Source organism: Caballeronia sp. M1242 (assembly GCF_017220215.1).
GTDB lineage: Bacteria > Pseudomonadota > Gammaproteobacteria > Burkholderiales > Burkholderiaceae > Caballeronia.
In genome coordinates this window covers 1719342-1745265 of sequence record NZ_CP071129.1, presented here as the reverse complement: position 1 = coordinate 1745265, position 25924 = coordinate 1719342, and the positions used below count along the sequence as shown (strand labels likewise).

Sequence of the window (25924 nt, the reverse complement as noted above, 5' to 3'; positions counted from 1 at the left end):
TCGATCGGGTACCGTAACTCGTTTGCCCGCCACGCGCTTTGCGCGGCATCTCCGTTCAAAAGACGCGAATTTCGCCCGTGATGCGCCGCTTGCGCCCCCTTGCGCGCATTAGTCACTCTACGAGTGCGACTCCCCAGGCGGGCATGCGGCGGCACCCGCGTATCGTTGCTGGCTTTCCTTATCCCCGAAGCCGCCGAGCGCAACGCCATAGCAACACGAGCAGCACGCATCGAGCGCGTCAGCGCGGTTTTCCCTTCAGTTCAAAACGACAATGGCACTCATCGTACACAAATACGGCGGCACTTCGATGGGCTCGGTCGAGCGCATCAAGAACGTCGCCAAGCGCGTCGCCAAATGGCACAAGGCCGGCCACCGAATGGTCGTCGTGCCCTCGGCGATGTCCGGCGAAACCAACCGCCTGCTCGGTCTTGCGAAAGACATCACGGCGAATCCGGACCCGCGCGAACTCGACATGATTGCCTCCACGGGCGAGCAGGTGAGCGTCGGACTCCTCGCCATCGCGCTTCACGCGGAAGGCCTCGACGCCGTGAGCTATGCCGGCTGGCAGGTGCCGATCAAGACGGACAGCGCGTTCACGAAAGCGCGCATCAGCGAAATCGACGGCGAACGCGTGCTGAAAGACCTCGACGCGGGCAAGGTCGTGGTCATCACGGGCTTTCAGGGCGTCGATCCGGAAGGCCATATCGCCACGCTCGGGCGCGGCGGCTCGGACACGTCGGCGGTCGCGATCGCGGCGGCGCTGAAGGCCGACGAGTGCCTGATCTATACCGACGTCGACGGCGTCTACACGACCGACCCGCGCGTCGTCGAAGAAGCGCGCCGGCTGGATCGCGTGACCTTCGAGGAAATGCTGGAAATGGCGAGCCTGGGCTCGAAGGTCCTGCAGATCCGCTCGGTGGAATTCGCCGGCAAGTACCAGGTGAAGACGCGGGTGCTGTCGAGCCTGACCGATCCGCTCATGCCGCTCGAGGCCGAGATGCACTCGGGCACCCTGATTACTTTTGAAGAAGACGAGAACATGGAAAAGGCAGTTATCTCCGGCATCGCGTTCCAGCGCGACGAAGCGCGCATCGCGGTCATGGGCGTGCCCGACAAGCCGGGCGTCGCGTATCAGATTCTCGGTCCGGTGGCCGATGCGAACATCGACATCGACATGATCATTCAGAACCAGAGCGTGAACGGCAAGACCGACTTCACGTTCACGGTCGGCCGCGGCGACTATCAGCGCGCGCTTGAGATCCTGAACGGCCAGGTAAAGGGCCACGTGAACGCGGAAACCGTGCTGGGTGATCCGAAGGTGTCGAAGGTATCGGTCGTGGGCGTGGGCATGCGCTCGCACGTGGGCATTGCGAGCACGATGTTCCGCACGTTGTCGGAAGAGGGCATCAACATCCAGATGATCTCGACGTCCGAAATCAAGATTTCCGTGCTGATCGACGAGAAGTACACCGAGCTTGCCGTTCGCGCGCTGCACAAGGCGTTCGAGCTGGATCGCGGCTGAGCGGCCGAGCGGCTGGGCAGGCGGCTTCGTACTCTTGGCACTGTTGCGGTTCGGCTGTCGGCGAGATTCGAATTTGATCGATTGGAAAAAATCGTCATGCGAATTTGACCGCTGCGGCTGAACAGGCTATTATCTCGATCTCGTTGCACTGCACTCCCGGTGCAACGAAAAGTTTGGGAGACGTGGCCGAGAGGTCGAAGGCACTCCCCTGCTAAGGGAGCATCTGGCTAAAAACTGGATCGAGGGTTCGAATCCCTCCGTCTCCGCCAGTGGTAGGAGAAAAGCCCCGCAAGTCGGAAGACTTGTGGGGCTTTTTGTTTTGTGCGTCCGGCAGCGCGCGGCTGGTTCGAATTGTTTCGTGTCAGTCGTCTAGTGCTGCATGCCGCAGTTAGCCGAGTGCTCGAAGTCCCGAGAGCGCGACTGGCTGCCGCGTTAATATGACGCGAGCATGCGCCAATTCCCCAGAACACGACAGCGTCCCGCCCACGCGATATTCTGTGGCCGTCAAAGTTTGTCGATTAGCGGCTTCGTTGCTGGCGATTCATTGCGATTGTCGGATGGACTCTTATGCTAGAACGCCACGTAATCCAGATGGCGGCCTTCGGCTCTTAGACATAGGCCAAACATCAAGCATAACGAAATAACGCGCGTGTCGAGCGAACGGCCTCGGGGACAACATGACCGACCGACTCGTAGCAAAAGGTGACCGGACCACCACGAAGGGGCGCGTGCTAGGCGGCTAGCCGCAGGCCGCACAGGCATCATTGAAAATTTTCACGCTACTGGACGCGCGACGGAGAGCGCGCGGATAACGCAAGTGGCGGGCATATTGATCTTTGGAACGGCAACAAGCTAACGTCACCTAGTGTCCAAGGGGCAATCAGTGGTTTCAAACGAGCTGAAAACCCTTCGTCGCGGGCGTTGGCGGTGTTGCTACTGACTTTAGGTACAGTTTGCTTCTATCGGTTCTACTACGCTGCTGTGTGGCATTGACTGATTTGTTCCGAATGCGCCGCACATGCGCACGTCGGCGATCGCAGCAACGAAAAAAAGCCCGCGGTGCGATGCATCAGCACCCACATCTGACCCAGGCACCGCGGACTCATCACTTAGTGGCTCGCGCAATCCTGCTCCCGCTCAACCGCGCCAGCCCCAACGTCACTTCGCCGCAAGCCTCTCCTCGATATGCTTCGCGCGCGACGGCGACGACGGGTGCGAACTCAGCATGCTCGACTTCCCGCCATCCAGCGCCGCGAGCTTCTGGAATGCAGTAACGAGCCCCGCCGGGCTGTAGCCCTTCTTCTTCTGCATATCGAACGAATAATCGTCGGCGGCGCTTTCCTGCGACTGCGAGAACTGCGCGTTGACGAACTTCTCCGAAAGATCGCCGAGCTGCGATGCCGACAGGCTGCCGACCACGCCGCCCGCCGACGACGCCACCGAGCGCGCCGCCGACGTCGCGTAGGCCACCTGCATCGCCTTCTTCGTGTGGCCGAGCGCCACGTGGCCCATCTCATGGCCGACCACGCCGCGCACTTCGTCGTCGTTCATCATGTCCATTAGGCCGCTATAGACGCGCACGCAGCCGTTGGCCATCGCCCACGCATTGACATCTTTCGTGATGTATACCTTGTAGTTCACCGGCACGCCGTTGATGTTGTCGCCGAGCTGCTTCGCGATGCGGTTCAGGCGCTGCGTGTACGCGCTCGACGCCGGCGCGATCTTGCTTTGCGCATCCATCTCCGAGCACGACTTGTCGGAGAGCTGGCGCACGTCGGCGTCGCTGAGCGTGAAGGCCTGCGTGGCCATCTGGCCGGATTGCAGCAGCGTGTCCGGGCTCAGATTGGCGACGCTTCCACAGGAAGCGAGCGCGAAAGCTGCGGATGCCGCGGAGGCTGCAATTGCAATGCGTACGTGTTTCATGGTCTGCCTTATGAGTTGTTGTGATCGATCCGCGCGATTCGCGGATGGAGCGCAATGCTCACGGGCGAGCGCGTCGTAAGCTATCCGACAATTCCTATTTTCTGACGGCTCAATGACGAATCGCCGACAGACCGCGCAGATTCATGCATCGGCGCGGCGGCATGCCGCGCGCACGCGCGCCGCAATCGATGACACCGGCGACGCGTCCATCGCAATTGCCGGTGCATCAGGCAGGGCTTCCGCGAGAAGCTGGGTGAGCGTGCGGCCGGGCGGCATTTCGACGAACACGTTCGCGCCGCGCTCGGCGAGTGCGATCGTCGAATCGTGCCAGCGCACCGGATAACGCAGGTTGGTCGCGAGGTCTTCGCGGATCGCATCGGCGCGCACGAGGGCGCGCGCGCCGCGATTGCCGACATACGCGATCCGCGGCGCGACGAAGCGCACCTTGTCGGCTGCTTCGGCGAGGCGCACGGCTGCGTCGTCGAGCAATACGCAATGCGACGGCACGCTCACCGCGAGCCGCTCCGCCTTGCGCGCGCCGCGTGCGAGGGCGGCTTCGCGCACGGCGTCGAGCGATTGATCGCTGCCCGATACGACGATTTGCCGCGGCGCATTCAGATTGCCGAGGTAGGCATCGGCGCGCGCCTCGTCGCGAACCTTCTCGATCACGCTCGCGACCTCGCGTTCGTTCAGGCCGAGTATCGCGAGCATGCCGTAGCCGCGCGGATACGCGTCCTGCATGAGCGTGGCGCGCAGGCGCACGAGCCGCAATGCATCGTCGAAAGCAATCGCGCCGCAGGCGACGGCCGCGCCATAAGCGCCCACGGACAAGCCCGCGACCGCGTGCGGTTCGATGCCTTCTTCGGCCAGCGCCCGCGCGGCCGCCACGCCCGCGACGGTCAGCGCGATCTGCACCGCGACGGTCGATGCGAGCGCGTTCGCGTCATCGAGCGATAGAACGTCTTCGCCGAGAATGGCCGACGCCTCGGCGAGCGTTCGCGCGATAGCCGGATGCGGCTTCTCGCCGCCGAGGCGATGCAGGAAGCCAGGCGTCTGCGCGCCTTGTCCCGGGAACAGATAGGCGATCACGGCACGGCCCACGGATCGGCGGCGAGGCTCGGGCCGTCCGCGTGACGGAGCAGCACGCGGACGTTTTGCCCGGTGTATTCGGCGAGCGAGAAGGCGGCGTCGGTGGTTTCGATTTGCACGTCGATGCGCGTGCCGACGCAGCGCGCTTCGTGCGAGAGCGCATCCAAGAGACGCGACGCATCGGCGCGCGAGAGCGGCTCGGGCGCTCGCACGATGACGTCGAGATCGCTGGTTGGCGTGACCGTCGGCTGGCCGCTCGCCAGTTCGAAGCCCGTGCTCCCGGCGGGGCCCCAGGCGAGTCCGGAAGCGTCGAAGATCGGCGCGACGGCGCGCAGCAGCGCGAAGGCGGGCATGTTTCTGCGCGATGCGGCGGGCTCACGCAGCCTCAATGCTTCGGGCGTCAGCACGCACTCGATGTCACGCGCCTCGACCCACGTGCCGAATCGCTCGCTGCGCGTGGCCCCGCGTATGCCGACGGCGATTGCGCTACCCATGCGCGGCGCGCGTCGCACGACGACGAACGGCGCGCGCGCGAGCGATGCGTCGACCCACGCGGGGGCGTCGGCGAACGGCGGGGCTGCCGGGGACAATGCGAGCAAGTCGTGCGGGCGCGGTTCGGGCGGCAGGAGGGTCATCGCGCGGTCAACTCCCTATACGACGGTTGGGCGGCGCGGCAGGCCGAGCGAGAGACCGGGCTTGCGAGAGGCGCGATTGTTGACCTGGGAGAGTCGTCCGCCGCGCATCGTTGATTGCGCTCGAGGATTCGGGCTGACGGGTCCGCGCACAATCGCGACATCGCGCGGTGCGGGCAAGGTGCTTCCATTGACGCGCAGAAAAGCATAGGTCCGAGCGATTGCGCCATCCGCACACGCGATGCAAACCCAGCGGCGCAGCGCGCGCGGGAAGTCCCGCGCCGTGCGTGAGCCGCGTATCGCACTCGATGCGCCGAAGGCGTCCCGTGCGTAGCGAAGCTGTCGCTCGGACGGCGCGAGCGTGCGGAACGCGCCGCGATTGCCGCACTGGACCGCATGGACGTGCCGAACGCGCCTAGTGAAGCGGATGGGCGCCGCACAGCGCAGCTTGAACGCGCGCAATGCGCCGCAAGCACCGACCGCGCCGAGAACGCCCAAAGAGCCGAATGCGCCGAATGCGCCGAATGCGCCGAACACGCCGAACACGCCGAACACGCCGAACCCGCCGAACACGCCGAACACGCCGAACACGCCGAACACGCCGAACACGCCGAACACGCCGAACACGCCGAACGGTCAGAACGCACGAAACGCCCCAACTCCTCGGGCATCACCCCTCCCACTGCTCGCGCATCCGCCGTCGCACTTCCACCGACGCCGCCCGCGTGCGCTTCGAATCCGCCGACGTCAATCGGTTTGACAAATCGCGCGGTCCGCCACGCGCATCTACAACGGCCGCAACCAGCGATGCCTTCACGCGCTCGATATCCGCCTGCGAAGGCGCATCCGCATTCACGCCTTCGATCAATTCGTGCAGTAACCCGAGCTTCGCATACGCGCTCATCTTGTACGACATCGGCAGGACGGTATCGCCGAGCGCATCGAGGCTCTCGACGCTGCGCCGCGTGACGCGCGCCGCCGCTTCCTTGCCCATGGCGTGCACCGCCGTGCCGGACGCATCGAGAGCGACGATCCGGTTCGCCTGATAGCCGTGCGCGAGATACGCGCCCGACATCGCCGGCCCGACGATCAGCGCGATCACCGGATGCCCGGCGAGCCGCGCGCTCGCGTAGGCATCCACCGCGGCGGCGCACGCGAGATGAATGCCGAGCAACTCCTCGCGCCGTCCATACGCCTGGCTCTTCACATCGACGATCGCGACGATGGGCCGCTTCGACTCGGCGTCGCGGTCGGCGTCGATCACCTCGCGCACCGCGCGGGCGAGCAGCCAGCCCTGTTCGAGTCCGACCACGTTGTCGGTCGCGCGAGGGAAGCGGTTGTGCGGGTCGGGCACCACGGCGATGAAGCGCGCCGCCGCGCCATTCAGTTCGCCGTCGCGCGCGCGAACCGGGCCGCTTTCGGCGTCGGCAGGTGCCGACGTCAGCGCATCCAGCCAGCACGCGCCGCGCGAAGTCATGGCGTTGATCGTGCTCATCGTTGCGATCCTCCAGTCTGGTTCCACAGCGCGCGCAGCGTGTCGGGATCGATCGCGTCGGGATTCACGCGCGCAAGGCGTTCAACGAAACCGTCCACGTCCTCGCTGCGATGCCGCGCCGGCACGCCGTGCGCGAACGCAGCAAGCACCGCGTCGCGGACCTGCGCCGTATCGTCGTCGACGAGCGTATCCGCCAGCCCGACCGCCACGCGCTCTTCGCCGCCGATCATCGACCAGATGAGCCGGCGATCACCCGCGTCGAGTTCCTCGATTCCTGCTTCCTGCTCGATCACTTCCGGCCCGTTCATGCCGAGCCGCGCCTGCCGCGTCATCACGAGTTCCGTGCACAAGGCCGCAGCCAGCGACATGCCGCCGAAGCAGCCGACCATCCCGCCGATCACGCCGACCACCGGCACGTGCCGCCGCAGCGCGACGATAGCCGCCTGAATCTCCGCGATCGCCGCGAGGCCGAGGTTCGCCTCCTGCAAGCGCACGCCGCCCGTTTCGAAGAGGATCACCGGACGAATCGCGCGGCCCGCTTCGAATTCGCCGAGCGCGAGTTCGAGCGCGGCCGCGATCTTTGCGCCCGACACTTCGCCGATGCTGCCGCCCTGAAACGCCGGCTCGATCGCCGCGATGACGGCCGGCTCGCTGCCGAGCGTGCCGCGCGCGATCACCGCGCCGTCGTCGGACTGGCAGACGATGTTCTGCATCGCGAGCCACGGCGATTCGAGCCGGTCGAACGGGCCGAGCAGTTCGCGGTACGTGCCCGCATCGAGCAAGGCCCGGGCGCGCTCGCGCGCCGTCATTTCGATGAAGCTGTGCCGGGCGAGAAACGTGTCGTGGGCATTCATCGCGCCTCTCCGCTTTCCTGCGCGTCGCTGGCTTCGGCGGCTTCCGAGAGGCGCAGCATCACGACGCCCGGCGTCGCGCCGAAGTCGTTGAGCTCGAATTTCGCGGCGCCGTCGTAGCGCTGGAAGAAGCGGTCGAGCACGCTTTTCCATACGTGCTCGTAGCCGTCGACGCTCGTGCGGATCACCACTTCCGCGTTGGCCGTCTGCGACGGTGTGAGCAGCACTTCGAGATCGCCCGATCCGACCACGCCCACGTGCGCGCGGCGCGTGACGGGCCGTTTGGCGGGATATTCGTATCGCATGTTTTCCATCTTCGTTCCTCTGTTTGCGTCTCAGGACGATTGCCCGAGGCTGTCGAGAAAGAGCGTGGCGGCGAGCAGGTCGGCCGCGCCGCCCGGCGATGCATTCAGCGCCAGCAAGTCAGCGTCGAGCCGCGCGAGCGCCGCTCGTCCCGCTGCATGCGCCATTCCGCCGTGGTCGATCACGCGCCGCGCGCCGTCTTTCGCGACGGCGAGCGCCTTCATGCCGCCGCGATGCAAGAGGCATGTATCGTCGAGCGAGGCCATGATGGCGACGAGCGCGTCGAGCCGCGCGTTGGTTTCGGAGAGACCGCGGCGGCGCGCATCGGCGAGCGCCGGCAAGCCGATTCGCAACGCGTGCGGAAAGCCCTCGCGCGCTTCACCGCGCGCGCCCGCCACGCGAAAGCGCGCCGTCACGCGCGCGCCGTGGCTCGCCTGCGCGGACGCGGGCGCGAAGCGGTCGTCGTATCGCGCGATTTCAGCCGCCGACGCGCAGATCGCTTCGCTGTCGCCGGGCGCGTGCATCGCCGCGCCGGCGCACAACAAGCCGACGATCCAGATCGCGCCGCGATGCGCGTTGCTGCCGCCGGTCGCGCGCAGCATCGCGGCTTCGCCTTCGCGGCCGATGCGCGCGAGCCGTTCGCGCAGCGCCTGCGACGGCGCGACGCCCAACGCGGCCCGCCCGATAGCGAGAAACGTCGGATGCAGTGCGCGCGCCGAGCGCAGCATCGTGTCGAGGTCGAGATCGCGATGCGCGCCGCTGCCGCGTTCGTCGACGAGCGCGGGCTTCGGCGTGAGACGCGCCTCGGCGATCAGCGCATCGACGGCGAGCGCGGCGATGACAGGCGCAGGCGCGGCGCGCGCGCTCCGGCAAGCCTCATCGCGGAGAAGGGGAAGGGCGGCGGTCATCGCGCTCACCAGCTTCTGAAGCGCGCGGGCGGCGCATACAGACCGCCGGACCACGCGACGAGATCGTCTATGCTGCGCGCGGCGAGCATCGAGCGTTTTGCGTCGCCGCGCCGCACGCCGAGGTCTTCCGGGAACGCGACGATGCCGCGCCGCCGCAGTTCGGCCGTCTTGTTGGCATCGGCGCGCATGCCGATCGGCGTCACGCCCGCGACGGCGGCGAGCGCCGCGCGCCGTTCGTCGATGCCTTCGGCCGCGTTCAGATACGCGATGCCTTCTTCGGTCACCACGTGCGTGACGTCGTCGCCGTAGATCATCACGGGCGCGATCGGCATGCGGCTTTTTTCTCCGACGGCGATCGCGTCGAGCGCATCCACGATGGTCGGCTCGCCGCCTTTCTTGTACGTCTCGGCGGTCTGCACGACGAGCTTGTGCCCGCGCGCGATGGCCGGATTCGGGCCGTCGTTTTTCAGGAGCTTGAGCCACGCTTCGCTCGAATGACGGCGGCCGCGCGGATCGTGTCCCATGTTCGGCGCGCCGCCGAAGCCCGCGAGCCGCCCGAGCGTGACGGTCGATGAATTCGCGTCCGCGTCCATCTGCAAGGTCGAGCCGATGAAGAGATCGACGCCGTACTGTCCCGCAAGCTGGCAGAACACGCGATTCGAGCGCAGGCTGCCGTCGCGTCCGGTGAAGAACACGTCCGGGCGCGCCGCGATGTACTTCTCCATGCCCACTTCGCTGCCGAAGCAGTGCACGCTCTCGACCCAGCCGCTTTCGATGGCGGGAATGAGCGTCGGATGCGGATTGAGCGCCCAGTGCGTGCAGATCTTGCCCTTCAGGCCGAGCGATTCGCCGTAGGTCGGCAGAAGCAGTTCGATCGCCGCCGTGTCGAAGCCGATGCCGTGGTTCAGCGACGTGACGCCGTAGCGCGCGTAGATCCCGCGAATGGTCATCATCGCCATCAGGATTTGCAACTCGCCGATGTGGCGCGGATCGCGCGTGAAAAGCGGCTCGACGGCGAACGGCCGGTCCGCCTTCACGATCACATCGACCCACGAGCCGGGAATATCGACGCGCGGCAGTTCATCGACGATCTCGTTCACCTGCGCGATCACGATGCCATGCCGGAACGCGGCCGCTTCCACGATGGTCGGCGTGTCCTCGGTGTTCGCGCCGGTGTACAGGTTGCCGTGGCGGTCCGCCTTTTCCGCGCAGACGAGCGCGACGTTCGGCGTCAGATCGATAAACATGCGCGCGTACAGTTCGATGTACGTATAGATCGCGCCGATCTCGAGCAGCCCGTCCTCCAGCAGTTGCGCGACGCGCAGGCTCTGCGGACCGGCATAGGCGAAATCGACCTTGCGCGCGATGCCCTGTTCGAAGAGCGTCAGATGCTCGGGCCGGCTGATGCTCGAAATCAGCAGATGCACGTCGTGCACGCGCTCGGGATCGAGCCGCGCAAACGCACGCGACAGAAAATCCGCCTGCTTCTGGTTGTTCCCTTCGAGCGCGACGCGGTCGCCCGTGACGATTAGCGCATGCAGCGCGTCCACGATGCGTTCCGTGTCGAGCACCGGACCGTCGAGCCACGGCTCGATCAGCTTCAGGCGGCGCGCTTTTTCCTGGGCGCGCGTGTTCCAGCTTCGGGATGGCGTGAGGGCATCGGCGGAAGGGGACGAATTCATCGGTCGGCCTGTCGGGAAGACGTTCGTGAGGATTGAGCGGCGGAAGAGCGCGCGCGGCGCTTGTTTTTCACCTCTTTCGATGCAGCGAGCGCCTGCGCATCGGCGAGAAAGCGGTGGATCAGCTCGCCCGTCGCGAGCAAGTGGCGTGCGACGAGCGTCTGCGCGGCTTCGATGTCGCGTGCGGCGAGCGCATCGAAGATCGCGCGGTGCTCGGCATCGGAGGAATCCTTGTGGATCGGCAAGCCGAGTTTCAGGCGCAGATAGCGCTCGCCGCGCCGGTGCATCTGGCCGATCAGTTCCATCAGATGCGGGCGATTCGCCGGCGCGTACAGGCTCGTATGGAACTGCTCGTTGCGCATGACATAGAGCGTGGGGTCCGGCTCGTTCTCGGCGGCTTCGAGCAGGCGTTTGCATTCCGCGAGCGTTTCCGGCGTGTGGTGCGCGATGGCGATGCCGATGGCGAGACTTTCGAGCGATGCGCGGATCTCGTAGATCTCGCGCGCTTCGTCCGCCGATTGCGGGCTGACGGCGGCGCCGCGATTCGGCTCGATTTTTACCCAGCCTTCGCTTTCCAGTTGCCGGAAGGCTTCGCGCACGGGGATCGCGCTCACCGAGAACTGCCGGGCGATCGCATCCTGACGCAGCGGCTCGCCGGGCGTGAGCGAGCCTTCGACGATGGCGGCGCGCAATGCATCCGCGATGAAGCGCGACGTGCTCTGGCGCGGCTCGAACTGCGCGTCGCGAAACGAAGCCGCTTGTGAAGAGAGATTTGTCGACATGGCTGCTAGGTGAAAGTGCGGAGTTGTCGCGTCCAGTTGTTCAAATATTATATATAAAACCGCACACGGAACCCCCGGTGCTTTCCCTAGACGCCGACACTAGAACCAATAACACGCGCGTCGAATTTCCCGTCAGTTGCCGACCCGCAGAGAAAGGAGAGACACGCCATGCCTAGCACGCTAGATCGACCGATCAGCGCCACGCGCGCCACGAGGACACCGCTCAACCGTTCGCAAATCACCGGCTTCTGGGGCGCATGGGCGGGCTGGACGCTCGACGGGATGGACTCGTTCATCTACGCGCTCGTGCTCGCGCCGGCGCTGACCGAGCTGCTGCCGCGCTCCGGCTATGCGGCGACGCCCGCGAATGTCGGTCTCGCCGGATCGATTCTTTTCGCGCTGTTTCTGGTCGGATGGGGACTGTCGTTCATTTGGGGGCCGCTCGCGGACCGCTTCGGGCGCACGAAGGTGCTCGCGGCGACCATCTTCACGTTCGCCATCTTCACCGGGCTGGCGGCCACCGCGCACACGGTCTGGGCGCTCGGCATCTATCGCTTCTTCGCGGGCGTGGGCATAGGCGGGGAGTGGGCGCTCGCCGGAACGTACGTCGCGGAAGCCTGGCCGGAAGACCGCCGCAAAATGGGCGCGGGCTATCTGCAAACCGGCTACTACGCGGGCTTCTTCCTCGCGGCGGCGCTGAATTACACCATCGGCGCGGCGTTCGGCTGGCGCGCGATGTTTCTCGTCGGGCTGTTTCCGGTCGTCGTGTCGATTCTCGTGCTGACGCGCGTCAAGGAAACCGACAAGTGGGAGCGCGCCGAAGCCACGGCGGCGCCCGCGGTCAAGCATCAGAGTCCGCTGCGCGCCATTTTCTCGGCGCAGTATCGCAAGCGCACCATCGTCGCGGCCGTGCTGCTCACGGTGGCGATCATCGGGCTCTGGGCCGGCGCGGTATATGAACCGTCGGCGGTCATCCAGCTCGCGACGCGCGCCGGCCTGACCAAGCCCGAAGCCGCGCGCATGGCGTCGATCGCGACGGGGCTCTTGTCCATCGGCACGATCATCGGCTGTCTCGCGCTGCCGCCGATGGCCGAGCGCATCGGCCGCCGCAAGACGCTCGCGGTGTACTTCGTCGGCATGGCGGCGTCCATCGCGCTGTCGTTCGGCTGGGCGTTCTATTTGAACAACGGGCTCGTGCCGTTCATCGCGCTTCTGTTCGTGCTCGGCTTCTTCGGCGGCAACTTCGCGCTCTTCAGCCTCTGGCTTCCCGAGCAGTTCGAAACCCGCGTGCGGGCGACGGCGTTCGCGTTCTGCACGTCGATCGGGCGTTTCTTCGGCGCGATCGTGAACTTCGGCATCGGCGCGATGGTGCTGAACATGAAGACGCTCGGCGTGCCGATCGCGCTGACGGGCATTGCGTTCCTGATCGGCCTCGCGGTCATTCCGTTCGCGCCGGAAACGAAGGGCCAGGAACTGCCCAACTGATTGGTATGACATGCGGTACTATCGCGGCGGCCCTGCGTGGGCCGCCGTTCGTTTTGGCGCGGGTAGCGGCAAGCGCCAGGGCTTGACTCCTCGTCAGGATCTCGCCCGGAAGAAGCGGCGACCGGCTGGTAACGCGAGGTTACGAACTCGAACAACTGTCTGGCAAATCGTTCGATATAGTCGATTCAACACAACAAACATCCCATCGAGGTGGGCTTCACATGAACAAGGTTTCGAAGGCTTCCGTGGCGTACGCGCTCGTGCTCGGCGGCTTGACGGTGTCGGGCGCGGCAATGGCGGGAGTGTCGGTGGGCGTGAACATCGGGGTGCCCGCGCCGGTCTACGTCGCGCCGGCGCCGGTGTATGCGCCGCCTCCGCCGCCCGTCGTGTATGCGCCGCCGCCGGTCTATGCGCAGCCGGCCGTCGTGATCGGCTGGCACGGCGATCGGTACTGGGACGGCCGTCGCTATTGGGATCGCGACGACTGGTATCGGTATCACGGACGCGGCCACGCGTATGGCCACGAGGAACACGGTCACGGAGACCACGGGCGTCACGGCTGGCATTGAGCCGCGAATCGCTCGATAGCTTCGGCTCAGAAAGCCACCACGCGAATGCGGGTGGCTTTTTGTTTTGCGGCTCCGCGATGTAACCAAACGTAAGCTTTCCTCTGACTTAACGTCGAAAGGCGCACGAACTTACAAACCGGAAATATCCGGCTGAAAGCATTCCGTTATATTTCGTGGCAAGCCAACAACGAGAAAACGAGGATCAGAGCCATGAAACCTACGAGGCATTTGCTCGCAGCCGCGCTGAGCGTCGCGGCATGGGCGGCGGGCAGCTCCGCGCAAGCGGCGGACGTGCACGTCGGCGTGAATATCGGCGTCCCGGCGCCCGTCTATGTCGCGCCCACGCCGGTTTACGCGCCGCCACCGCCGCCGGTCATCTACCAGCCCGCGCCGATGTATGCGCCGCCGGTGGTGATCGGCTGGCACGGCAACCGGTACTGGGACGGACGACGCTACTGGAGCCGCGGCGACTGGAATCGCTATCACGGCTACGGCCATGGATACGAGCACAGACACGGGAACGGTCACGATCACGGCCACGGAAATGGCCACGGCCACGGTCACGGTCACCGTTGATCTCGCTCGACTGCCGCCAAACGACAAAGGGGCCGTTCCGCAAAGGAACAGCCCCCTATCTGAAGCAATGCCGCGAGCGCGCTTACTCGCCGATGCCCGCCATGCCGCCGACGACCGCGTGGAAACCGGCATCGACATGCACGATCTCCGCGCTCACGCCGCCCGCCAGATCCGACAGCAGGAACGCGGCGACGTTGCCGACCTGCTCGATCGTCACGTTGCGCTTGAGCGGCGCGTTGTCTTCCACGAAATCGAGAATCTTGCTGAAGCCCTTGATGCCGCTCGCCGCGAGCGTCTTGATGGGGCCGGCCGAGATGCCGTTCACGCGCACGCCTTTCTGGCCGAGCGATGCCGCAATATAACGCACGCTCGCTTCCAGCGACGCCTTCGCGAGACCCATCGTGTTGTAGTTCGGAATCGCGCGTTCCGCGCCGAGATAGCTGAGCGTGAGCAACGACGCGCTGTCCGAGAGCATAGAGTGCGCGGCCTTGGCGAGCGCCGGGAAGCTGTACGCGGAGATGTCGTGCGCGATGCGGAAGTTCTCGCGCGTCATGCCTTCGAGGAAGTCGCCGGCAATCGCCTCGCGCGGCGCGAAGCCGATGGAATGCACGAGGCCGTCGAGCGTATCCCAGCGTTCCTTGAGCGAGGAGAAGAGCGCTTCGATGTCGGCGTCGCTGCTCACATCGCACGGGTAGATCATGTCGCTGCCGAATTCGGTTGCAAATTCGGTGATGCGGTCCTTGAAGCGCTCGCCGACATACGTGAACGCCAGTTCCGCGCCCTCGCGCTTGCAGGCCTGTGCGATACCGTAAGCGATCGAGCGGTTCGACAGCAAGCCGGTCAGCAGAATTCGTTTTCCAGCGAGAAAGCCCATGAATGCTCCTTGAATGTCAATGTCACGCGAGGCTCGCAAGGCGTCTCGATTGCGGGCTTCGCGTCGGGTGCGGCGCGCATCGGTTCGGCGGGACGACAGGGCATCGAAAAAGACGCCTTCCGTGCGCCAAACCGCATGGCGTTTTGATTGGGTAGAATTCTCTCACATCGCCAGAGCCGTCCGGCCGCTTCCGCCCGGGTCCTGCGTCTCGCATTGCGTGAGCGCCGGGCCATTCACTCATCTCGCAAGGAGCCTATGACCGGGCTGTCGACGTCCCGCCTGCCGTTCGCATCACCGCCCGCGCGGGGCGAGCGCTTCGCGCTCATGCTCGCCGCCTGCACGGCCTGCATCGCCTTCTTCGCGGGCAGCCCGGCGTTCGCCGCGCACGCGTACGCGCAGTACGGCGAGCCGAAGTATCCGCCGGACTTCAAGCACTTCGATTACGTGAATCCCGACGCGCCGCGCGACGGCACGCTGGTGCTCGCCAATCCGAGCCGCCTGACGAGCTTCGACAAGTTCAATCCGTTCACGCTAAGGGGCAATCCCGCGCCGGGCCTCGGGCTCATGTTCGAAAGCCTGACGACAGGAAGCTCGGACGAAGTGGCGAGCGCCTATTGCCTGCTCGCGGACAATATCGACGTGGCGCCGGACGGATTGTCGACGACCTTCCACATCAACCCGAAAGCGCGCTTCAATAACGGCGATCCGGTCACGGCCGAAGACGTCAAGTTCTCCTTCGAGACGCTGAAGAGTCCGAAGGCCGCGCCGCAATTTTCGGTGTACTTCGGGCAGATCACGCGGGCGGTGGTCGTCGATCGGCTGACGATCCGCTTCGAATACAAAGTGGCGACGCGCGAAATGCCGCTGCTCGCGGGCGGCATTCCGGTGTTCTCGCGCAAATGGGGCATGCGGCCCGACGGCACGCGCATTCCGTTCGATCAGCTCGCGTTCGAAAAGCCGATCGCGAGCGGCGATTACCAGATCGACTCGTTCGACAACGGCCGCACGATCACCTACAAGCGCGATCCGCATTACTGGGGCGCGTCGCTGCCGGTGCGCGTCGGCACGCACAACTTCGCGCGCATCGACTACAAGCTGTATTCGGACGCGACCGCGCGGCTCGAAGCGTTCAAGGCCGGCGAGTACGACGTGCTCGTCGAAAATGTCGCGCGAAGCTGGGTCCGGCGCGATATCGGCAAGCGCTTCGACAGCGGCGAGCTCATCAAGCGCGAGTTTCCGCATCACAACGGCACCGGCATGCAGGGCTTCTTCATGAACCTGCGCCGGCCGCTTTTCAAGGACGTGCGCGTGCGGCAGGCGCTCGATCTCGCGCTCGACTTCGAGTGGCTCAACCGGCAACTGTTCTTCAACCAGTACAAGCGCACGGACAGCTTCTTCGTCAACACGGACCTGCAGGCGAAAGGCATGCCGAGCGAAGGCGAGCTCGCGATCCTGAACCCGCTGCGCAACAAGCTCGATCCCGCGGTCTTCGGCGAGATGCCGAAGCAGCCCGACACCGATCCGCCCGGCTCGCTGCGCGCGAATCTCATCAAGGCGCGCGAGTTGCTGGCGCAAGCCGGCTGGACGTATCGCGACGGCGCGCTGCGCAATGCGAAGGGCCAGCCGTTCGTGTTCGAGATACTCGACGACACGGGCGGCGGCGCGTCGATGGAGCCGGTCGCGGCCGCGTTCGGGCGCAACCTGCAGAAGCTCGGCATCACGATGAACTTTCGCACGGTCGATTACGCGCTGATCCAGAAGCGCCTCGATGCGTTCGACTTCGACATGACGAGCGTGCGTCTGCCCGACGTGCAGGTGCCCGGCACCGAGCAGGTGTCGCGCTTCGGCAGCAAGTACGCGGACGACCAGGGCTCGGATAACCTCGCGGGCGTGAAGTCGCCGGCCATCGACGCGATTTTGCGCAAGGTCGTGTCCGCGCAGACGCGCGATGAACTCGTGGACGCCACGCACGCGCTCGACCGCGTGCTGATGAACGGCTACTACGTGATTCCGCACTGGTACTCGGCGACGCATCGGGTCGCGTACCGCAACACGCTCGGCTATCCGTCGACGCTGCCGCTCTATTACGTCGCGGACGAATGGGTGCTCTCGACGTGGTGGCAGAAGCCCGCGGCGGTATCTAAATAAGGACGACGCGATGTGGAGCTACATCCTCAAACGCATTCTGTTGATGATCCCGACGCTCGTCGGCGTGCTCACGCTGACGTTCGTCGTGATCCAGTTCGTGCCGGGCGGTCCTGTGGAGCAGGCCGTTCACGACCTGCGGCGCGGCAACGCGGAAGGCGGCGCGGCGTTCGGCATGCGCTCGCACACCGGCGTCGATGCGCAGCAGATCGCGCAACTCAAGGCGCTCTATGGCTTCGACAAGCCGCCGCTCCAGCGTTATCTCCTGATGCTCGGCAAGTTCGCGCGCTTCGATCTCGGCGAGAGCTACTTCCGGCATCAGAGCGTCTGGTCGCTCATCGTGTCGAAGCTGCCGGTGTCGATCAGCATCGGCTTGTGGACGTTCTTCATAACGTATCTGATATCGGTGCCGCTCGGCATCGCGAAGGCCGTGAAGAACGGCTCGAAGTTCGATGTCGCGACGAGTCTCATCGTCCTGATCGGCTTTGCGATTCCCGGCTTCGTGCTGGGCGTGCTGCTGCTCGTGCTGTTCGGCGGGGGAACGTTCTGGCAACTCTTCCCGTTGCGCAACCTGACTTCGGACAACTGGGCGACGCTCTCGCTCGGCGGGAAGATTCTCGATTATCTGTGGCACATCACATTGCCCGTGGTGGCGTCGGTGGTCGGGAGCTTCGCCATCATCACGATGCTGACCAAGAACGCGTTTCTCGACGAAATTCGCAAGCAATACGTGCTCACCGCGCGCGCGAAGGGTCTGAGCGAGCGGCGCGTGCTGTGGAAGCACGTGTTCCGCAATGCGCTTTTGCCGCTGATCGTCGGTTTTCCGGCGGCGTTCATCGGCGCGTTCTTCACGGGCAGCCTGCTGATCGAGACGCTCTTTTCGCTCGACGGCCTCGGGCTGCTTTCGTACGAATCGGTCGTGCGGCGCGATTATCCCGTCGTGCTCGGCACGCTGTATCTCTTCACGCTGATCGGCCTCGCGACGAAGCTCATCTCGGACCTTTGCTACGTATGGGTCGATCCGCGCATTCAATTCGAGCAACTGGAGCGTTGACTTGAACCGAGCCGCATCGTCGCGCCGCGCCGCGACCGCAACAGACGGCCAGCCGCTGCGCCCCGAAGTCTCGATGACGCCCGGGCGGCGCGTGTGGCAGCGTTTCAAACGCAACCGGCTGGGGTACTGGAGCCTCGTCGTGTTCGTCGCGGCGTTCGTCATCAGCCTCGCGGGGCCGCTGTGGTCGAACGACAAGCCGCTCGTCGTGCGCTATCAGGGGCAGTTCTACTTTCCGCTCGTGAAGAATTACGCGGAGACGACCTTCGGCGGCGACTTCCCGACGCCCGCGGATTATCTCGATCCGTTCGTGCGCGACCGCTTCAACGCGCCCGGCAACTTCGCGATCTATCCGCCGAATCACTATTACTACGACACGCTCAATTACTTTTCGAAGGGCTCGAACCCGGCGCCGCCGTCGCGCGAAAACTGGCTCGGCACGGACGACCGCGGTCGCGACGTGTTCGCGCGGCTTCTCTACGGCTTTCGCGTGTCAGTGCTGTTCGCGCTCGTGCTGACGGCCATCGGCACCGCGCTCGGCGTGGTCGCGGGCGCGGTGCAGGGCTATTTCGGCGGACGCATCGACATCACCGGGCAGCGGCTGATCGAAATCTGGAGCGCGTTGCCGGAGCTTTATCTGCTCATCATCTTCGCGTCCATCTTCGAGCCGAGTCTGATCCTGCTCATCGTGCTGCTGTCGCTGTTCGGCTGGATCGGCCTGTCGGATTACGTGCGCGCGGAGTTTCTGCGCAACCGCACGCAGGACTACGTGCGCGCCGCCCGCGCGATGGGCTTGTCCAACTGGCAGATCATCTGGCGGCATGTGCTGCCCAATAGCCTGACGCCCGTCATCACATTCCTGCCGTTTCGCATGAGCGGGGCGATTCTCGCGCTCACGAGCCTCGACTTTCTCGGGCTCGGCGTGCCGCCGCCGACGCCGTCGCTCGGCGAACTGCTCGCGCAGGGCAAGGCCAATCTCGACGCGTGGTGGATTTCGGTGTCGACCTTCGGCGTGCTCGTCGCGACGCTGCTTCTGCTCACCTTCATGGGCGATGCGCTGCGCAATGCGCTCGACACGCGCATCGCGGATGCGGTGAAGGCCGGAGGCGGTCAATGAGCGCGCCGCTCTTGTCGATCGACAATCTGCGCGTGCGCTTCGGCGACACGCTCGCCGTCGATGGCGTGAGTCTCGACGTCCGCGCGGGCGAGCGCGTGGCGCTCGTCGGCGAGTCGGGCTCGGGCAAGAGCGTGACGGCGTTGTCGGTGCTGCGTCTTTTGCGCGATGCCGAAATGACGGGCGCGATCCGCTTCGCCGGTGAAGACCTGCTCGCGAAAAGCGAACGCGAGATGCGTGGCCTGCGCGGCTCGGACATCGCGATGATCTTTCAGGAGCCGATGACCGCGCTCAATCCGCTGTACACGGTCGGCGATCAGATCGGCGAGACGATTCAGCTTCACGACGGCGCGAGTCCGCGCGAGGCCCGCGAGCGCGCCATCGCGCTGCTGGCGCGCACGGGCATCACGGAGCCGGAGCGGCGCGTCGACAGTTATCCGCATCAGCTTTCAGGCGGCCAGCGCCAGCGCGTGATGATCGCGATGGCGCTCGCGTGCCGCCCGCGTCTCTTGCTCGCCGACGAGCCGACGACCGCGCTCGACGTGACCATTCGCGCGCAGATCGTCGAACTGTTGCTGGAACTTCAGCGCGACGAGGCCGAGAAGCGCGGCATGGCCGTGCTGCTCATCACGCACGATCTGAATCTGGTGCGGCGTTTTGCAGAGCGCGTCGCGGTGATGGAAAAGGGCGTGCTCGTCGAAAGCGGCGCGGTCGATACGATTTTCGAGTCGCCGCAACACCCGTACACAGAGCGCCTGCTGAACAGCCGTCCGGAGCGGCGCGTGCTGCCGGTGCTGCCGATCGCGCCCGTGCTGCTCGATGCCAAAGACGTGCGCGTCGACTATCCGACGCGGCTCCCGGGATTTCAGGGATGGTTCCGGCGCGGCCGCTTCAAGGCCGTCGACGACGTGACGCTCTCCGTGCGGCAGGGCGAAACGCTCGGCATCGTCGGGGAATCCGGATCCGGAAAATCGACGCTCGCGATGGCGCTGCTCGGCTTGCAGCGCATCTCGCATGGAAGCGTGCAGTTTCAGGGCAGGGCGCTCGGCGATTTTCGCGGACGCGAAAAGACCGTGCTGCGCTCGAATCTGCAAGTCGTGTTTCAGGACCCGTTTAGCTCGCTTTCGCCGCGCCAGACGGTGGAGCGCATCGTCGGCGAAGGGCTGGCGCTGCATCGACCTGAACTGGATGCCGCCGCGCGCCGCGCCAAGGTGATTGCCGTGCTGCGCGAAGTCGGGCTGGACCGCACGGCGCTCACGCGCTACCCGCACGAGTTCTCGGGCGGGCAGCGGCAGCGCATCGCGATTGCGCGCGCGCTCGTGCTGGAACCGAGCATTCTCATTCTCGACGAACCGACGAGCGCGCTCGATGTCTCAATCCAGACTCAAGTTCTGGCGCTGCTTGCCGACATTCAGAAGAAGCACAACCTGGGATATGTGTTTATTAGCCACGACTTACAGGTGATCGGCGCGATGGCGCATCGCGTCGCGGTCATGCGAGATGGAAATGTCGTCGAGGCTGGTGAAGTAGAGAAGATTTTTGCGAATCCTTCGGACGAATACACACGAAAGCTACTGGCGGCAGCCCTGAATTCCTAAAATTCTTTCTTTTTCGTCAATTGCGTGTCCGTCTCAATTGTATTTTCCTATTTCTTTTGACAGTTAAATACTTTGTGGCTAGTATGCGTTCAAACTTTCACATATCTCACTGATTTTTCAGTCTTTAATTGTAAAACCTACCGACCGATGCAACCACTCACGTTGACTCAGACATGTGCGCGCGCTGCCGCGGGCATGTTGCTCGGCCTTCTGATGACCACCACTTCCGGCGCTTTCGCCGACGAAGTCAGCAGTAACAGCCAAAATGCCGGCAACGGCATCACCACCGCATCCAAAGCCACCGACACCGCGGCCATCGCCGCCACGGCGGACACCGCCAGCGCACCGCGCGGCGCGAAGGCGTTCTTCTCCGGCGTGGCGAGCAAGGCAGGCGACGTCGTCGTCGGCGCGCTCAACATGATCGGCGTGCGCTATCGCTGGGGCGGCGACACGCCGGATTCCGGCCTCGATTGCAGCGGCTTCGTGCGCTACGTGTTTCAGGACACGCTCGGCATGACGCTGCCGCGCCGCGCCGAAGAAATGAGCCGCGTCGGCGAGAAGGTTCGCGTGTCGGACCTCAAGCCGGGCGATCTCGTGTTTTTCAACACCATGCGCCGCTCGTTCTCGCACGTCGGCATCTATATTGGCGACAACAAGTTCGTGCATTCGCCGTCCACCGGCAGCACGATCCGCGTCGACGACATGGAAAACGGCTATTGGGAAAAGCGGTTCACGGGTGCGCGCCGCATCGAGAACGCGCAGTTCAACGACGGCACGGAATTGCGTCAGCGCGTGAGCGCGACGCTCGGCGGTTACTGATCGACTTTTCGCAACATCGTTTCTCGCGCTCATCACAAAAAGCCTGCATTCTCGCGAACGCAGGCTTTTTGCTTTGTGGCGTCGTCGCTAAGTGGGCTATTGATTCGATCGTAAAGCCTCATTGCACGCGTCTTCGAAAGCCGTTATAGTTTTCGAATGAACATTTCTCTGTTCCTCCTCTCGTCTTCTTCGGCTGGTGCGTTTCTACGCGCACTATCGCTACTAGCGCGCCTACCGCGCTGATCTGTCTCGCCTCCCGTCTGCTCGTTCAAGGTTTTCGACGCCAGCGGTGGCGCGAACACCCGGATTCCGTTTTGTCGTTCTATCTCGATATTCCCAACAATCGATAAATCTCCCCACAGGAGCCCAACATGGCAGCAGACAAGTTGATCATCTTCGATACGACCTTGCGTGACGGCGAGCAGTCCCCCGGCGCTTCGATGACGAAAGAGGAGAAGATCCGCATCGCGAAGCAACTGGAGCGCATGAAGGTCGACGTGATCGAGGCCGGTTTTGCCGCCAGTTCCAACGGCGATTTCGACGCGATCCAGACGATCGCCTCGCTCGTGAAGGACAGCACGGTCTGCTCGCTTGCCCGCGCCAACGACAAGGACATCCAGCGCGCCGCCGATGCGTTGAAGCCCGCGAACCGCTTCCGCATTCACACGTTCATCGCCACTTCCGCGCTGCATATGGAAAAGAAGCTGCGTATGTCGCCGGAGCAGGTGTACGAACAGGCGCGGCTCGCGGTGCGCTTCGCCCGCAAGTTCACGGACGACGTCGAGTTCTCGCCGGAAGACGGCAGCCGCTCGGACATCGACTTCCTGTGCCGCGTGCTCGAAGCCGTGATCGACGAAGGCGCGCGCACGATTAATATCGCCGATACGGTTGGTTATGGCGTGCCGGAACTCTACGGCAACCTCGTGAAGACGCTGCGCGAGCGCATCCCGAATTCGGACAAGGCCATTTTCTCTGTGCACTGCCACGATGACCTCGGCATGGCGGTCGCGAACTCGCTCGCGGGCGTGCAGATCGGCGGCGCGCGTCAGGTGGAATGCACGATCAACGGCTTGGGCGAGCGCGCCGGCAATACGTCGCTCGAAGAAATCGTGATGGCGGTCAAGACGCGCAAGGATTACTTCGGGCTCGATCTCGGCATCGACACGACGCAGATCGTGCCGACTTCGAAGCTCGTCTCGCAGATCACCGGCTTCGTCGTGCAGCCGAACAAGGCGGTGGTCGGCGCGAATGCGTTCGCGCATGCATCGGGCATCCACCAGGACGGCGTGCTGAAGGCGCGCGATACCTACGAAATCATGCGCGCCGAAGACGTGGGCTGGAGCGCGAACAAGATCGTGCTCGGCAAGCTGTCCGGCCGCAACGCGTTCAAGCAGCGTCTCGAAGAACTGGGCGTGCAGCTCGAATCGGAAGCGGAAGTGAACGCCGCGTTCGCTCGCTTCAAGGATCTCGCGGACCGCAAAGCCGAAATCTTCGACGAAGACATCATGCAGATCGTCTCGGAAGAATCGCCGGAAGCGCAGGCGAAGGAGCATTTCCGCTTCGTCTCGATGAAGCAGCATTCGGAGACCGGCGAGCAGCCGCAGGCACGCGTGGTCTTCGCCGTGGACGGCACCGAAATGACGGGCGAAGCGCGCGGCAACGGTCCGGTGGACGCTACGCTGCACGCGATCGAATCGAAGGTGGAAAGCGGCGCCGAACTCGTGCTGTACTCGGTCAACGCGATCACGACCGGCACGCAGGCGCAGGGCGAAGTGACGGTGCGTCTGTCGAAGAGCGGACGTATCGTGAACGGCGTCGGTACCGATCCGGATATCGTCGCCGCTTCCGCGAAGGCGTATATCGCGGCGCTCAACAAGCTGCATTCGAAGGTCGAAAAGCTCAATCCGCAGCTTTGATCGGCAGACAGTCGCAAGAAAGCGAAAGCCCTCCTCGGAGGGCTTTTTTGCGCGCGCCGCCTGTCAGAACAGACTGCGCCGATCGGGATCGTGCAGCGGATCGGGCGACTTCTGCATCAGGCGCAGGACGCCCTCATCGTCGAAATAGAAGCTGTACATCAAGTACCAGAAGTTCGCCTCCATGTAGCGATACGTCCAGACTTCGCGCTTCATCAGCGGGAAATACGACGTTTCGACCGGCCGGCCGAAGTTCACGAGCACGTCCTTCTTGGTCCACGTGCCGATTTGCGCTTTGTAGAACTCGCTCTCGTCGAGCACCTGCCGCACGTTGACGATCTTGCCCGAGGCGTCGATGTCCGCTGCGGTCGTGAATTCGCCGAGCGGCTGCGTCGGCCACATCAGGCGCTTGCCGCCGTTCGGCAGGTCGTAGACTTCGCGCGGCGGGCCGAGGCGGGCGACGATCGTCGAGGCATCCGCGCCTGCCTGATAGTTCTGCCACGGCTGCGCGCAACCCGCGAGCAGCAACGCCGTCCCGGCGCAGACGAGCGCGCCGCGCAGACGGTTGAGTGAGTGCAGCATTGAAGCCTCCACGTGCAGGTTCCTCGCGATGGCGAGGGTTTTTCTTCGCTTTGCTGGATTTTGACATGCGGCGCAAGAACCATGCGTCGCGCCGGCTTGCATCGCGCCCGCGCCGCAGCCTATGATCCGCGCTTTCATCTTCGGAAAGAGCGATGGCAAGCCTCAGTCTCATGAAGTCGCGCGCGCGGTGGCTGCGGATCGCGTTGACGTGCGTAGCCTTGACGTGCGCAGTGAAGGCCGGCGCCGCCGATCTTGCGCCCATCAAGCTCGCGATGATCGAAGGCATGTCCGGTCCGTTCGCCAACGCGGGCGCGGCGGTCGAGCGCAATCTGCGCTTCGGCGTCGAGCGGGTGAACGCGCGAGGCGGCGTCAAGCTGGCCGACGGCATGCATCCGCTCGAGCTCGTCGTGCTCGACGGCAAGGGCAGCAGCGAGGCGAGTCTCGTGCAGTTGCGCGCGGCCATCGACCAGAAGATCGGCTTCGTCATGCAGGGCAACAGTTCGGCGGTGGCGGCGGCGCTGGTCGCGGCCATCGACAAGCAGAACGAGCGCGAGCCGGACCACCGCGTGCTGTTCTTGAACTATTCCGCCGACGATCCCGCGCTCACCAACGACGCGTGCAGCTTCTGGCACTTCCGCTTCGACGCGCACGCCGGCATGCGCATGGACGCGCTCGCAGACGCGCTGCAACGCGACCGCGCGGTGAAGAAGGTCTATCTGCTGAATCAGGATTACAGCTTCGGCCACGACGTGAGCCGCGAGGCGCGGCGCGCGTTGCAGATGAAGCGGCCCGACATTGCGATCACGGGCGACGAGTTTCATCCGATCGGGCGCGTGAAGGACTTCTCGCCGTATATCGCGAAGATTCGCGCGAGCGGCGCGGATGCCGTCATTACCGGCAATTGGGGCAACGACCTGACGCTGCTCGTGAAGGCGGCGCGGGAGCAGGGACTCGGCGCAAAGTTCTACACCTTTTACGGCAACAGTCTCGGCGCGCCCGCCGCGCTTGGCGATGCCGGCGTGAAGCGCGTGATCGCCGTCGCCGACTGGCACCCGAACGCGGGCGGCGCGGCCTCCGACGCGTATTACCGCGCGTTCCGCGCGCGCTTTCCCGCCGCCTCCGACGACTACCTCGTGCTGCGCATGCCGCTCATGATCGACATGCTCGCCACCGCCATGACGCGCGCCGGCAGCGCGGACCCGCTCGCTGCGGCGCGCGCGCTCGAAGGCATGCAGTTCGACGGCGCCGGCTTTCATCCATCGACCATGCGCGCCTCGGATCATCAAGTGATCCAGCCGCTCTACGTGATGGAGATGGACAAGGCCGGCACGCCGGGCGTGCGGTCCGACAACGAAGGTTCCGGCTACGGCTTTCGCACGCTGCTGTCGGTGCCCGCCGCCGACACCGCGCCCCCGACCACGTGCAAAATGACGCGCCCGTCGCGTTGAGCGCATGGAGCCGTCCGCTCGGCGAAGCGCGGTGTGCTATACTCTGCGCTTCGTTTTTGGCTGGAAGCGGCGTTCTCAAGACGCGCAAAGCTCGAAAACGAAGTGAATTGGGCGCGACTCGTCGAGTTGTCGAGTTGGGCCTGTCGACGCAAACCACGGCACGGCCTTTCTTCCGTGACCGCCTGTCTGTATCAAAGGAAAAGCAAATGTCCGTAGCAGAAATCAAGAAGTCCGACGTCGTCGCTGAATACGCGCGCGGCGCCAACGATACCGGCTCCCCCGAAGTGCAAGTCGCACTGCTCACGAGCCGCATCAACGAACTGACCATCCACTTCAAGGCCCACACGAAGGATCACCACAGCCGCCGCGGTCTGCTGCGCATGGTCAGCCGTCGTCGCAAGCTGCTCGACTACCTGAAGGGCAAGGATGCGGATCGTTACCGCTCGCTGATCGAAAAGCTGGGTCTGCGCAAGTAATTGGCCCCTGGCGTGGCTTCGCGGCCAGTGTTCTAACGAAGTGCCTGTGTCAGTTCGCTGATGCAGGCATTTTGTTTTTGCGCGATCCGC

The 25924-nt window shown here is 64.6% G+C and carries 24 protein-coding genes, 1 tRNA gene and 1 pseudogene; 14 read left to right on the top strand and 12 right to left on the bottom strand.

Going from position 1 to position 25924, the window contains the following annotated elements:
• Positions 1 to 271 precede the first annotated feature (271 nt).
• The 3 genes and pseudogenes from JYK05_RS08100 to JYK05_RS26280 all read left to right on the top strand — a co-directional run.
• Positions 272 to 1522: an aspartate kinase gene (locus JYK05_RS08100; RefSeq protein ID WP_175944160.1), complete on the top strand. Its 1251-nt coding sequence runs from the start codon at positions 272 to 274 to the stop codon at positions 1520 to 1522.
• A gap of 176 nt (positions 1523 to 1698) precedes the next feature.
• Positions 1699 to 1791: transfer RNA gene (locus JYK05_RS08095), tRNA-Ser, on the top strand.
• A gap of 479 nt (positions 1792 to 2270) precedes the next feature.
• A pseudogene (locus tag JYK05_RS26280) lies at positions 2271 to 2515 on the top strand (T6SS effector amidase Tae4 family protein); the annotation flags it as partial.
• Between the two features lie 165 nt (positions 2516 to 2680).
• Here the strand turns inward: JYK05_RS26280 and JYK05_RS08090 are convergent.
• From JYK05_RS08090 to JYK05_RS08045, 10 genes are all read right to left on the bottom strand, one after another.
• Positions 2681 to 3445 carry a M48 family metalloprotease gene (locus JYK05_RS08090; protein ID WP_175944158.1) on the bottom strand — a complete coding sequence of 255 codons (765 nt, stop codon included), beginning with the start codon at positions 3443 to 3445 and terminating at the stop codon, positions 2681 to 2683.
• A 141-nt stretch (positions 3446 to 3586) separates the two neighbouring features.
• Positions 3587 to 4534, bottom strand: coding sequence for a malonate decarboxylase subunit epsilon (mdcH, locus tag JYK05_RS08085; protein WP_175944156.1), 948 nt, complete (start codon positions 4532 to 4534; stop codon positions 3587 to 3589).
• Positions 4531 to 5169, bottom strand: coding sequence for a malonate decarboxylase holo-ACP synthase (locus JYK05_RS08080; protein WP_206466589.1), 639 nt, complete (start codon positions 5167 to 5169; stop codon positions 4531 to 4533). Before JYK05_RS08080 ends, mdcH begins: the two co-directional genes overlap by 4 nt.
• Before the next feature lie 15 nt (positions 5170 to 5184).
• Positions 5185 to 5793, bottom strand: a complete 609-nt coding sequence (locus tag JYK05_RS08075; RefSeq protein WP_206466588.1) for a hypothetical protein — start codon at positions 5791 to 5793, stop codon at positions 5185 to 5187.
• Between the two features lie 43 nt (positions 5794 to 5836).
• Positions 5837 to 6661, bottom strand: coding sequence for a biotin-independent malonate decarboxylase subunit gamma (mdcE, locus tag JYK05_RS08070; protein WP_175944151.1), 825 nt, complete (start codon positions 6659 to 6661; stop codon positions 5837 to 5839).
• On the bottom strand, positions 6658 to 7515 hold the full coding sequence (locus JYK05_RS08065) for a biotin-independent malonate decarboxylase subunit beta (RefSeq protein ID WP_175944149.1): 858 nt from the start codon (positions 7513 to 7515) through the stop codon (positions 6658 to 6660). Before JYK05_RS08065 ends, mdcE begins: the two co-directional genes overlap by 4 nt.
• Positions 7512 to 7826, bottom strand: coding sequence for a malonate decarboxylase subunit delta (locus tag JYK05_RS08060; RefSeq protein ID WP_206466587.1), 315 nt, complete (start codon positions 7824 to 7826; stop codon positions 7512 to 7514). Before JYK05_RS08060 ends, JYK05_RS08065 begins: the two co-directional genes overlap by 4 nt.
• A 21-nt stretch (positions 7827 to 7847) precedes the next feature.
• A complete protein-coding gene (locus JYK05_RS08055; RefSeq protein WP_206466586.1) occupies positions 7848 to 8723 on the bottom strand; it encodes a triphosphoribosyl-dephospho-CoA synthase in 876 nt (291 codons plus the stop codon).
• A 5-nt stretch (positions 8724 to 8728) separates the two neighbouring features.
• A complete protein-coding gene (gene mdcA, locus JYK05_RS08050) occupies positions 8729 to 10405 on the bottom strand; it encodes a malonate decarboxylase subunit alpha (protein ID WP_206466585.1) in 1677 nt (558 codons plus the stop codon).
• A complete protein-coding gene (locus JYK05_RS08045) occupies positions 10402 to 11184 on the bottom strand; it encodes a GntR family transcriptional regulator (RefSeq protein ID WP_206466584.1) in 783 nt (260 codons plus the stop codon). Before JYK05_RS08045 ends, mdcA begins: the two co-directional genes overlap by 4 nt.
• A gap of 168 nt (positions 11185 to 11352) precedes the next feature.
• Between JYK05_RS08045 and JYK05_RS08040 the strand changes: the two genes are divergently transcribed.
• From JYK05_RS08040 to JYK05_RS08030, 3 genes are all read left to right on the top strand, one after another.
• Complete coding sequence (locus tag JYK05_RS08040) at positions 11353 to 12669, top strand: MFS transporter (RefSeq protein ID WP_206466583.1); 1317 nt, start codon at positions 11353 to 11355, stop codon at positions 12667 to 12669.
• 221 nt (positions 12670 to 12890) lie between these two features.
• Entirely contained in the window at positions 12891 to 13238 is a 348-nt protein-coding gene (locus tag JYK05_RS08035) for a hypothetical protein (protein WP_206466582.1), read from the top strand.
• 210 nt (positions 13239 to 13448) lie between these two features.
• On the top strand, positions 13449 to 13814 hold the full coding sequence (locus JYK05_RS08030) for a hypothetical protein (protein ID WP_206466581.1): 366 nt from the start codon (positions 13449 to 13451) through the stop codon (positions 13812 to 13814).
• A gap of 82 nt (positions 13815 to 13896) precedes the next feature.
• On the opposite strand, the gene fabI is transcribed toward JYK05_RS08030, so the two are convergent.
• Entirely contained in the window at positions 13897 to 14688 is a 792-nt protein-coding gene (gene fabI / locus JYK05_RS08025; protein WP_175944135.1) for an enoyl-ACP reductase FabI, read from the bottom strand.
• 324 nt (positions 14689 to 15012) lie between these two features.
• On the opposite strand from fabI, the gene JYK05_RS08020 reads away from it, so the two are divergent.
• The 6 genes from JYK05_RS08020 (at position 15013) to JYK05_RS07995 (ending at position 23331) form a co-directional block, all read left to right on the top strand.
• A complete protein-coding gene (locus JYK05_RS08020; protein ID WP_241269895.1) occupies positions 15013 to 16836 on the top strand; it encodes an extracellular solute-binding protein in 1824 nt (607 codons plus the stop codon).
• A 10-nt stretch (positions 16837 to 16846) separates the two neighbouring features.
• The gene (locus JYK05_RS08015; protein WP_206466579.1) at positions 16847 to 17887 is read left to right on the top strand and encodes a microcin C ABC transporter permease YejB; all 1041 of its coding nucleotides are present in this window, start codon (positions 16847 to 16849) and stop codon (positions 17885 to 17887) included.
• Between the two features lies 1 nt (position 17888).
• Positions 17889 to 19001 (top strand): ABC transporter permease, encoded by a 1113-nt coding sequence (locus JYK05_RS08010; protein ID WP_371747335.1) that lies wholly within the window; start codon positions 17889 to 17891, stop codon positions 18999 to 19001.
• Positions 18998 to 20596, top strand: coding sequence for an ABC transporter ATP-binding protein (locus JYK05_RS08005; protein WP_175944129.1), 1599 nt, complete (start codon positions 18998 to 19000; stop codon positions 20594 to 20596). The genes JYK05_RS08010 and JYK05_RS08005 overlap by 4 nt, the downstream gene beginning before the upstream one ends.
• Positions 20597 to 20743: 147 nt before the next feature.
• Positions 20744 to 21415, top strand: coding sequence for a C40 family peptidase (locus JYK05_RS08000; protein ID WP_175944127.1), 672 nt, complete (start codon positions 20744 to 20746; stop codon positions 21413 to 21415).
• A 371-nt stretch (positions 21416 to 21786) separates the two neighbouring features.
• Complete coding sequence (locus tag JYK05_RS07995; protein ID WP_175944125.1) at positions 21787 to 23331, top strand: 2-isopropylmalate synthase; 1545 nt, start codon at positions 21787 to 21789, stop codon at positions 23329 to 23331.
• A 63-nt stretch (positions 23332 to 23394) separates the two neighbouring features.
• On the opposite strand, the gene JYK05_RS07990 is transcribed toward JYK05_RS07995, so the two are convergent.
• Positions 23395 to 23910 carry a hypothetical protein gene (locus JYK05_RS07990; protein WP_175944123.1) on the bottom strand — a complete coding sequence of 172 codons (516 nt, stop codon included), beginning with the start codon at positions 23908 to 23910 and terminating at the stop codon, positions 23395 to 23397.
• A 152-nt stretch (positions 23911 to 24062) separates the two neighbouring features.
• Between JYK05_RS07990 and JYK05_RS07985 the strand changes: the two genes are divergently transcribed.
• A complete protein-coding gene (locus JYK05_RS07985; RefSeq protein WP_241269780.1) occupies positions 24063 to 25358 on the top strand; it encodes a branched-chain amino acid ABC transporter substrate-binding protein in 1296 nt (431 codons plus the stop codon).
• Positions 25359 to 25564: 206 nt separating this feature from the next.
• On the top strand, positions 25565 to 25834 hold the full coding sequence (gene rpsO / locus JYK05_RS07980) for a 30S ribosomal protein S15 (protein WP_175944121.1): 270 nt from the start codon (positions 25565 to 25567) through the stop codon (positions 25832 to 25834).
• Positions 25835 to 25924 lie beyond the last annotated feature (90 nt).

Excerpts from the sequence above, each read along its gene's own strand:
- JYK05_RS08100 (WP_175944160.1), top strand. The coding sequence starts at position 272 with ATGGCACTCATCGTACACAAATACGGCGGCACTTCGATGGGCTCGGTC.
- JYK05_RS08090 (WP_175944158.1), bottom strand. The coding sequence starts at position 3,445 with ATGAAACACGTACGCATTGCAATTGCAGCCTCCGCGGCATCCGCAGCT.
- JYK05_RS08080 (WP_206466589.1), bottom strand. The coding sequence starts at position 5,169 with ATGACCCTCCTGCCGCCCGAACCGCGCCCGCACGACTTGCTCGCATTG.
- mdcE (WP_175944151.1), bottom strand. The coding sequence starts at position 6,661 with ATGAGCACGATCAACGCCATGACTTCGCGCGGCGCGTGCTGGCTGGAT.
- JYK05_RS08065 (WP_175944149.1), bottom strand. The coding sequence starts at position 7,515 with ATGAATGCCCACGACACGTTTCTCGCCCGGCACAGCTTCATCGAAATG.
- JYK05_RS08060 (WP_206466587.1), bottom strand. The coding sequence starts at position 7,826 with ATGGAAAACATGCGATACGAATATCCCGCCAAACGGCCCGTCACGCGC.
- JYK05_RS08055 (WP_206466586.1), bottom strand. The coding sequence starts at position 8,723 with ATGACCGCCGCCCTTCCCCTTCTCCGCGATGAGGCTTGCCGGAGCGCG.
- mdcA (WP_206466585.1), bottom strand. The coding sequence starts at position 10,405 with ATGAATTCGTCCCCTTCCGCCGATGCCCTCACGCCATCCCGAAGCTGG.
- JYK05_RS08045 (WP_206466584.1), bottom strand. The coding sequence starts at position 11,184 with ATGTCGACAAATCTCTCTTCACAAGCGGCTTCGTTTCGCGACGCGCAG.
- JYK05_RS08040 (WP_206466583.1), top strand. The coding sequence starts at position 11,353 with ATGCCTAGCACGCTAGATCGACCGATCAGCGCCACGCGCGCCACGAGG.
- JYK05_RS08035 (WP_206466582.1), top strand. The coding sequence starts at position 12,891 with ATGAACAAGGTTTCGAAGGCTTCCGTGGCGTACGCGCTCGTGCTCGGC.
- JYK05_RS08030 (WP_206466581.1), top strand. The coding sequence starts at position 13,449 with ATGAAACCTACGAGGCATTTGCTCGCAGCCGCGCTGAGCGTCGCGGCA.
- fabI (WP_175944135.1), bottom strand. The coding sequence starts at position 14,688 with ATGGGCTTTCTCGCTGGAAAACGAATTCTGCTGACCGGCTTGCTGTCG.
- JYK05_RS08020 (WP_241269895.1), top strand. The coding sequence starts at position 15,013 with ATGCTCGCCGCCTGCACGGCCTGCATCGCCTTCTTCGCGGGCAGCCCG.
- JYK05_RS08015 (WP_206466579.1), top strand. The coding sequence starts at position 16,847 with ATGTGGAGCTACATCCTCAAACGCATTCTGTTGATGATCCCGACGCTC.
- JYK05_RS08005 (WP_175944129.1), top strand. The coding sequence starts at position 18,998 with ATGAGCGCGCCGCTCTTGTCGATCGACAATCTGCGCGTGCGCTTCGGC.
- JYK05_RS08000 (WP_175944127.1), top strand. The coding sequence starts at position 20,744 with ATGCAACCACTCACGTTGACTCAGACATGTGCGCGCGCTGCCGCGGGC.
- JYK05_RS07995 (WP_175944125.1), top strand. The coding sequence starts at position 21,787 with ATGGCAGCAGACAAGTTGATCATCTTCGATACGACCTTGCGTGACGGC.
- JYK05_RS07990 (WP_175944123.1), bottom strand. The coding sequence starts at position 23,910 with ATGCTGCACTCACTCAACCGTCTGCGCGGCGCGCTCGTCTGCGCCGGG.
- JYK05_RS07985 (WP_241269780.1), top strand. The coding sequence starts at position 24,063 with ATGGCAAGCCTCAGTCTCATGAAGTCGCGCGCGCGGTGGCTGCGGATC.
- rpsO (WP_175944121.1), top strand. The coding sequence starts at position 25,565 with ATGTCCGTAGCAGAAATCAAGAAGTCCGACGTCGTCGCTGAATACGCG.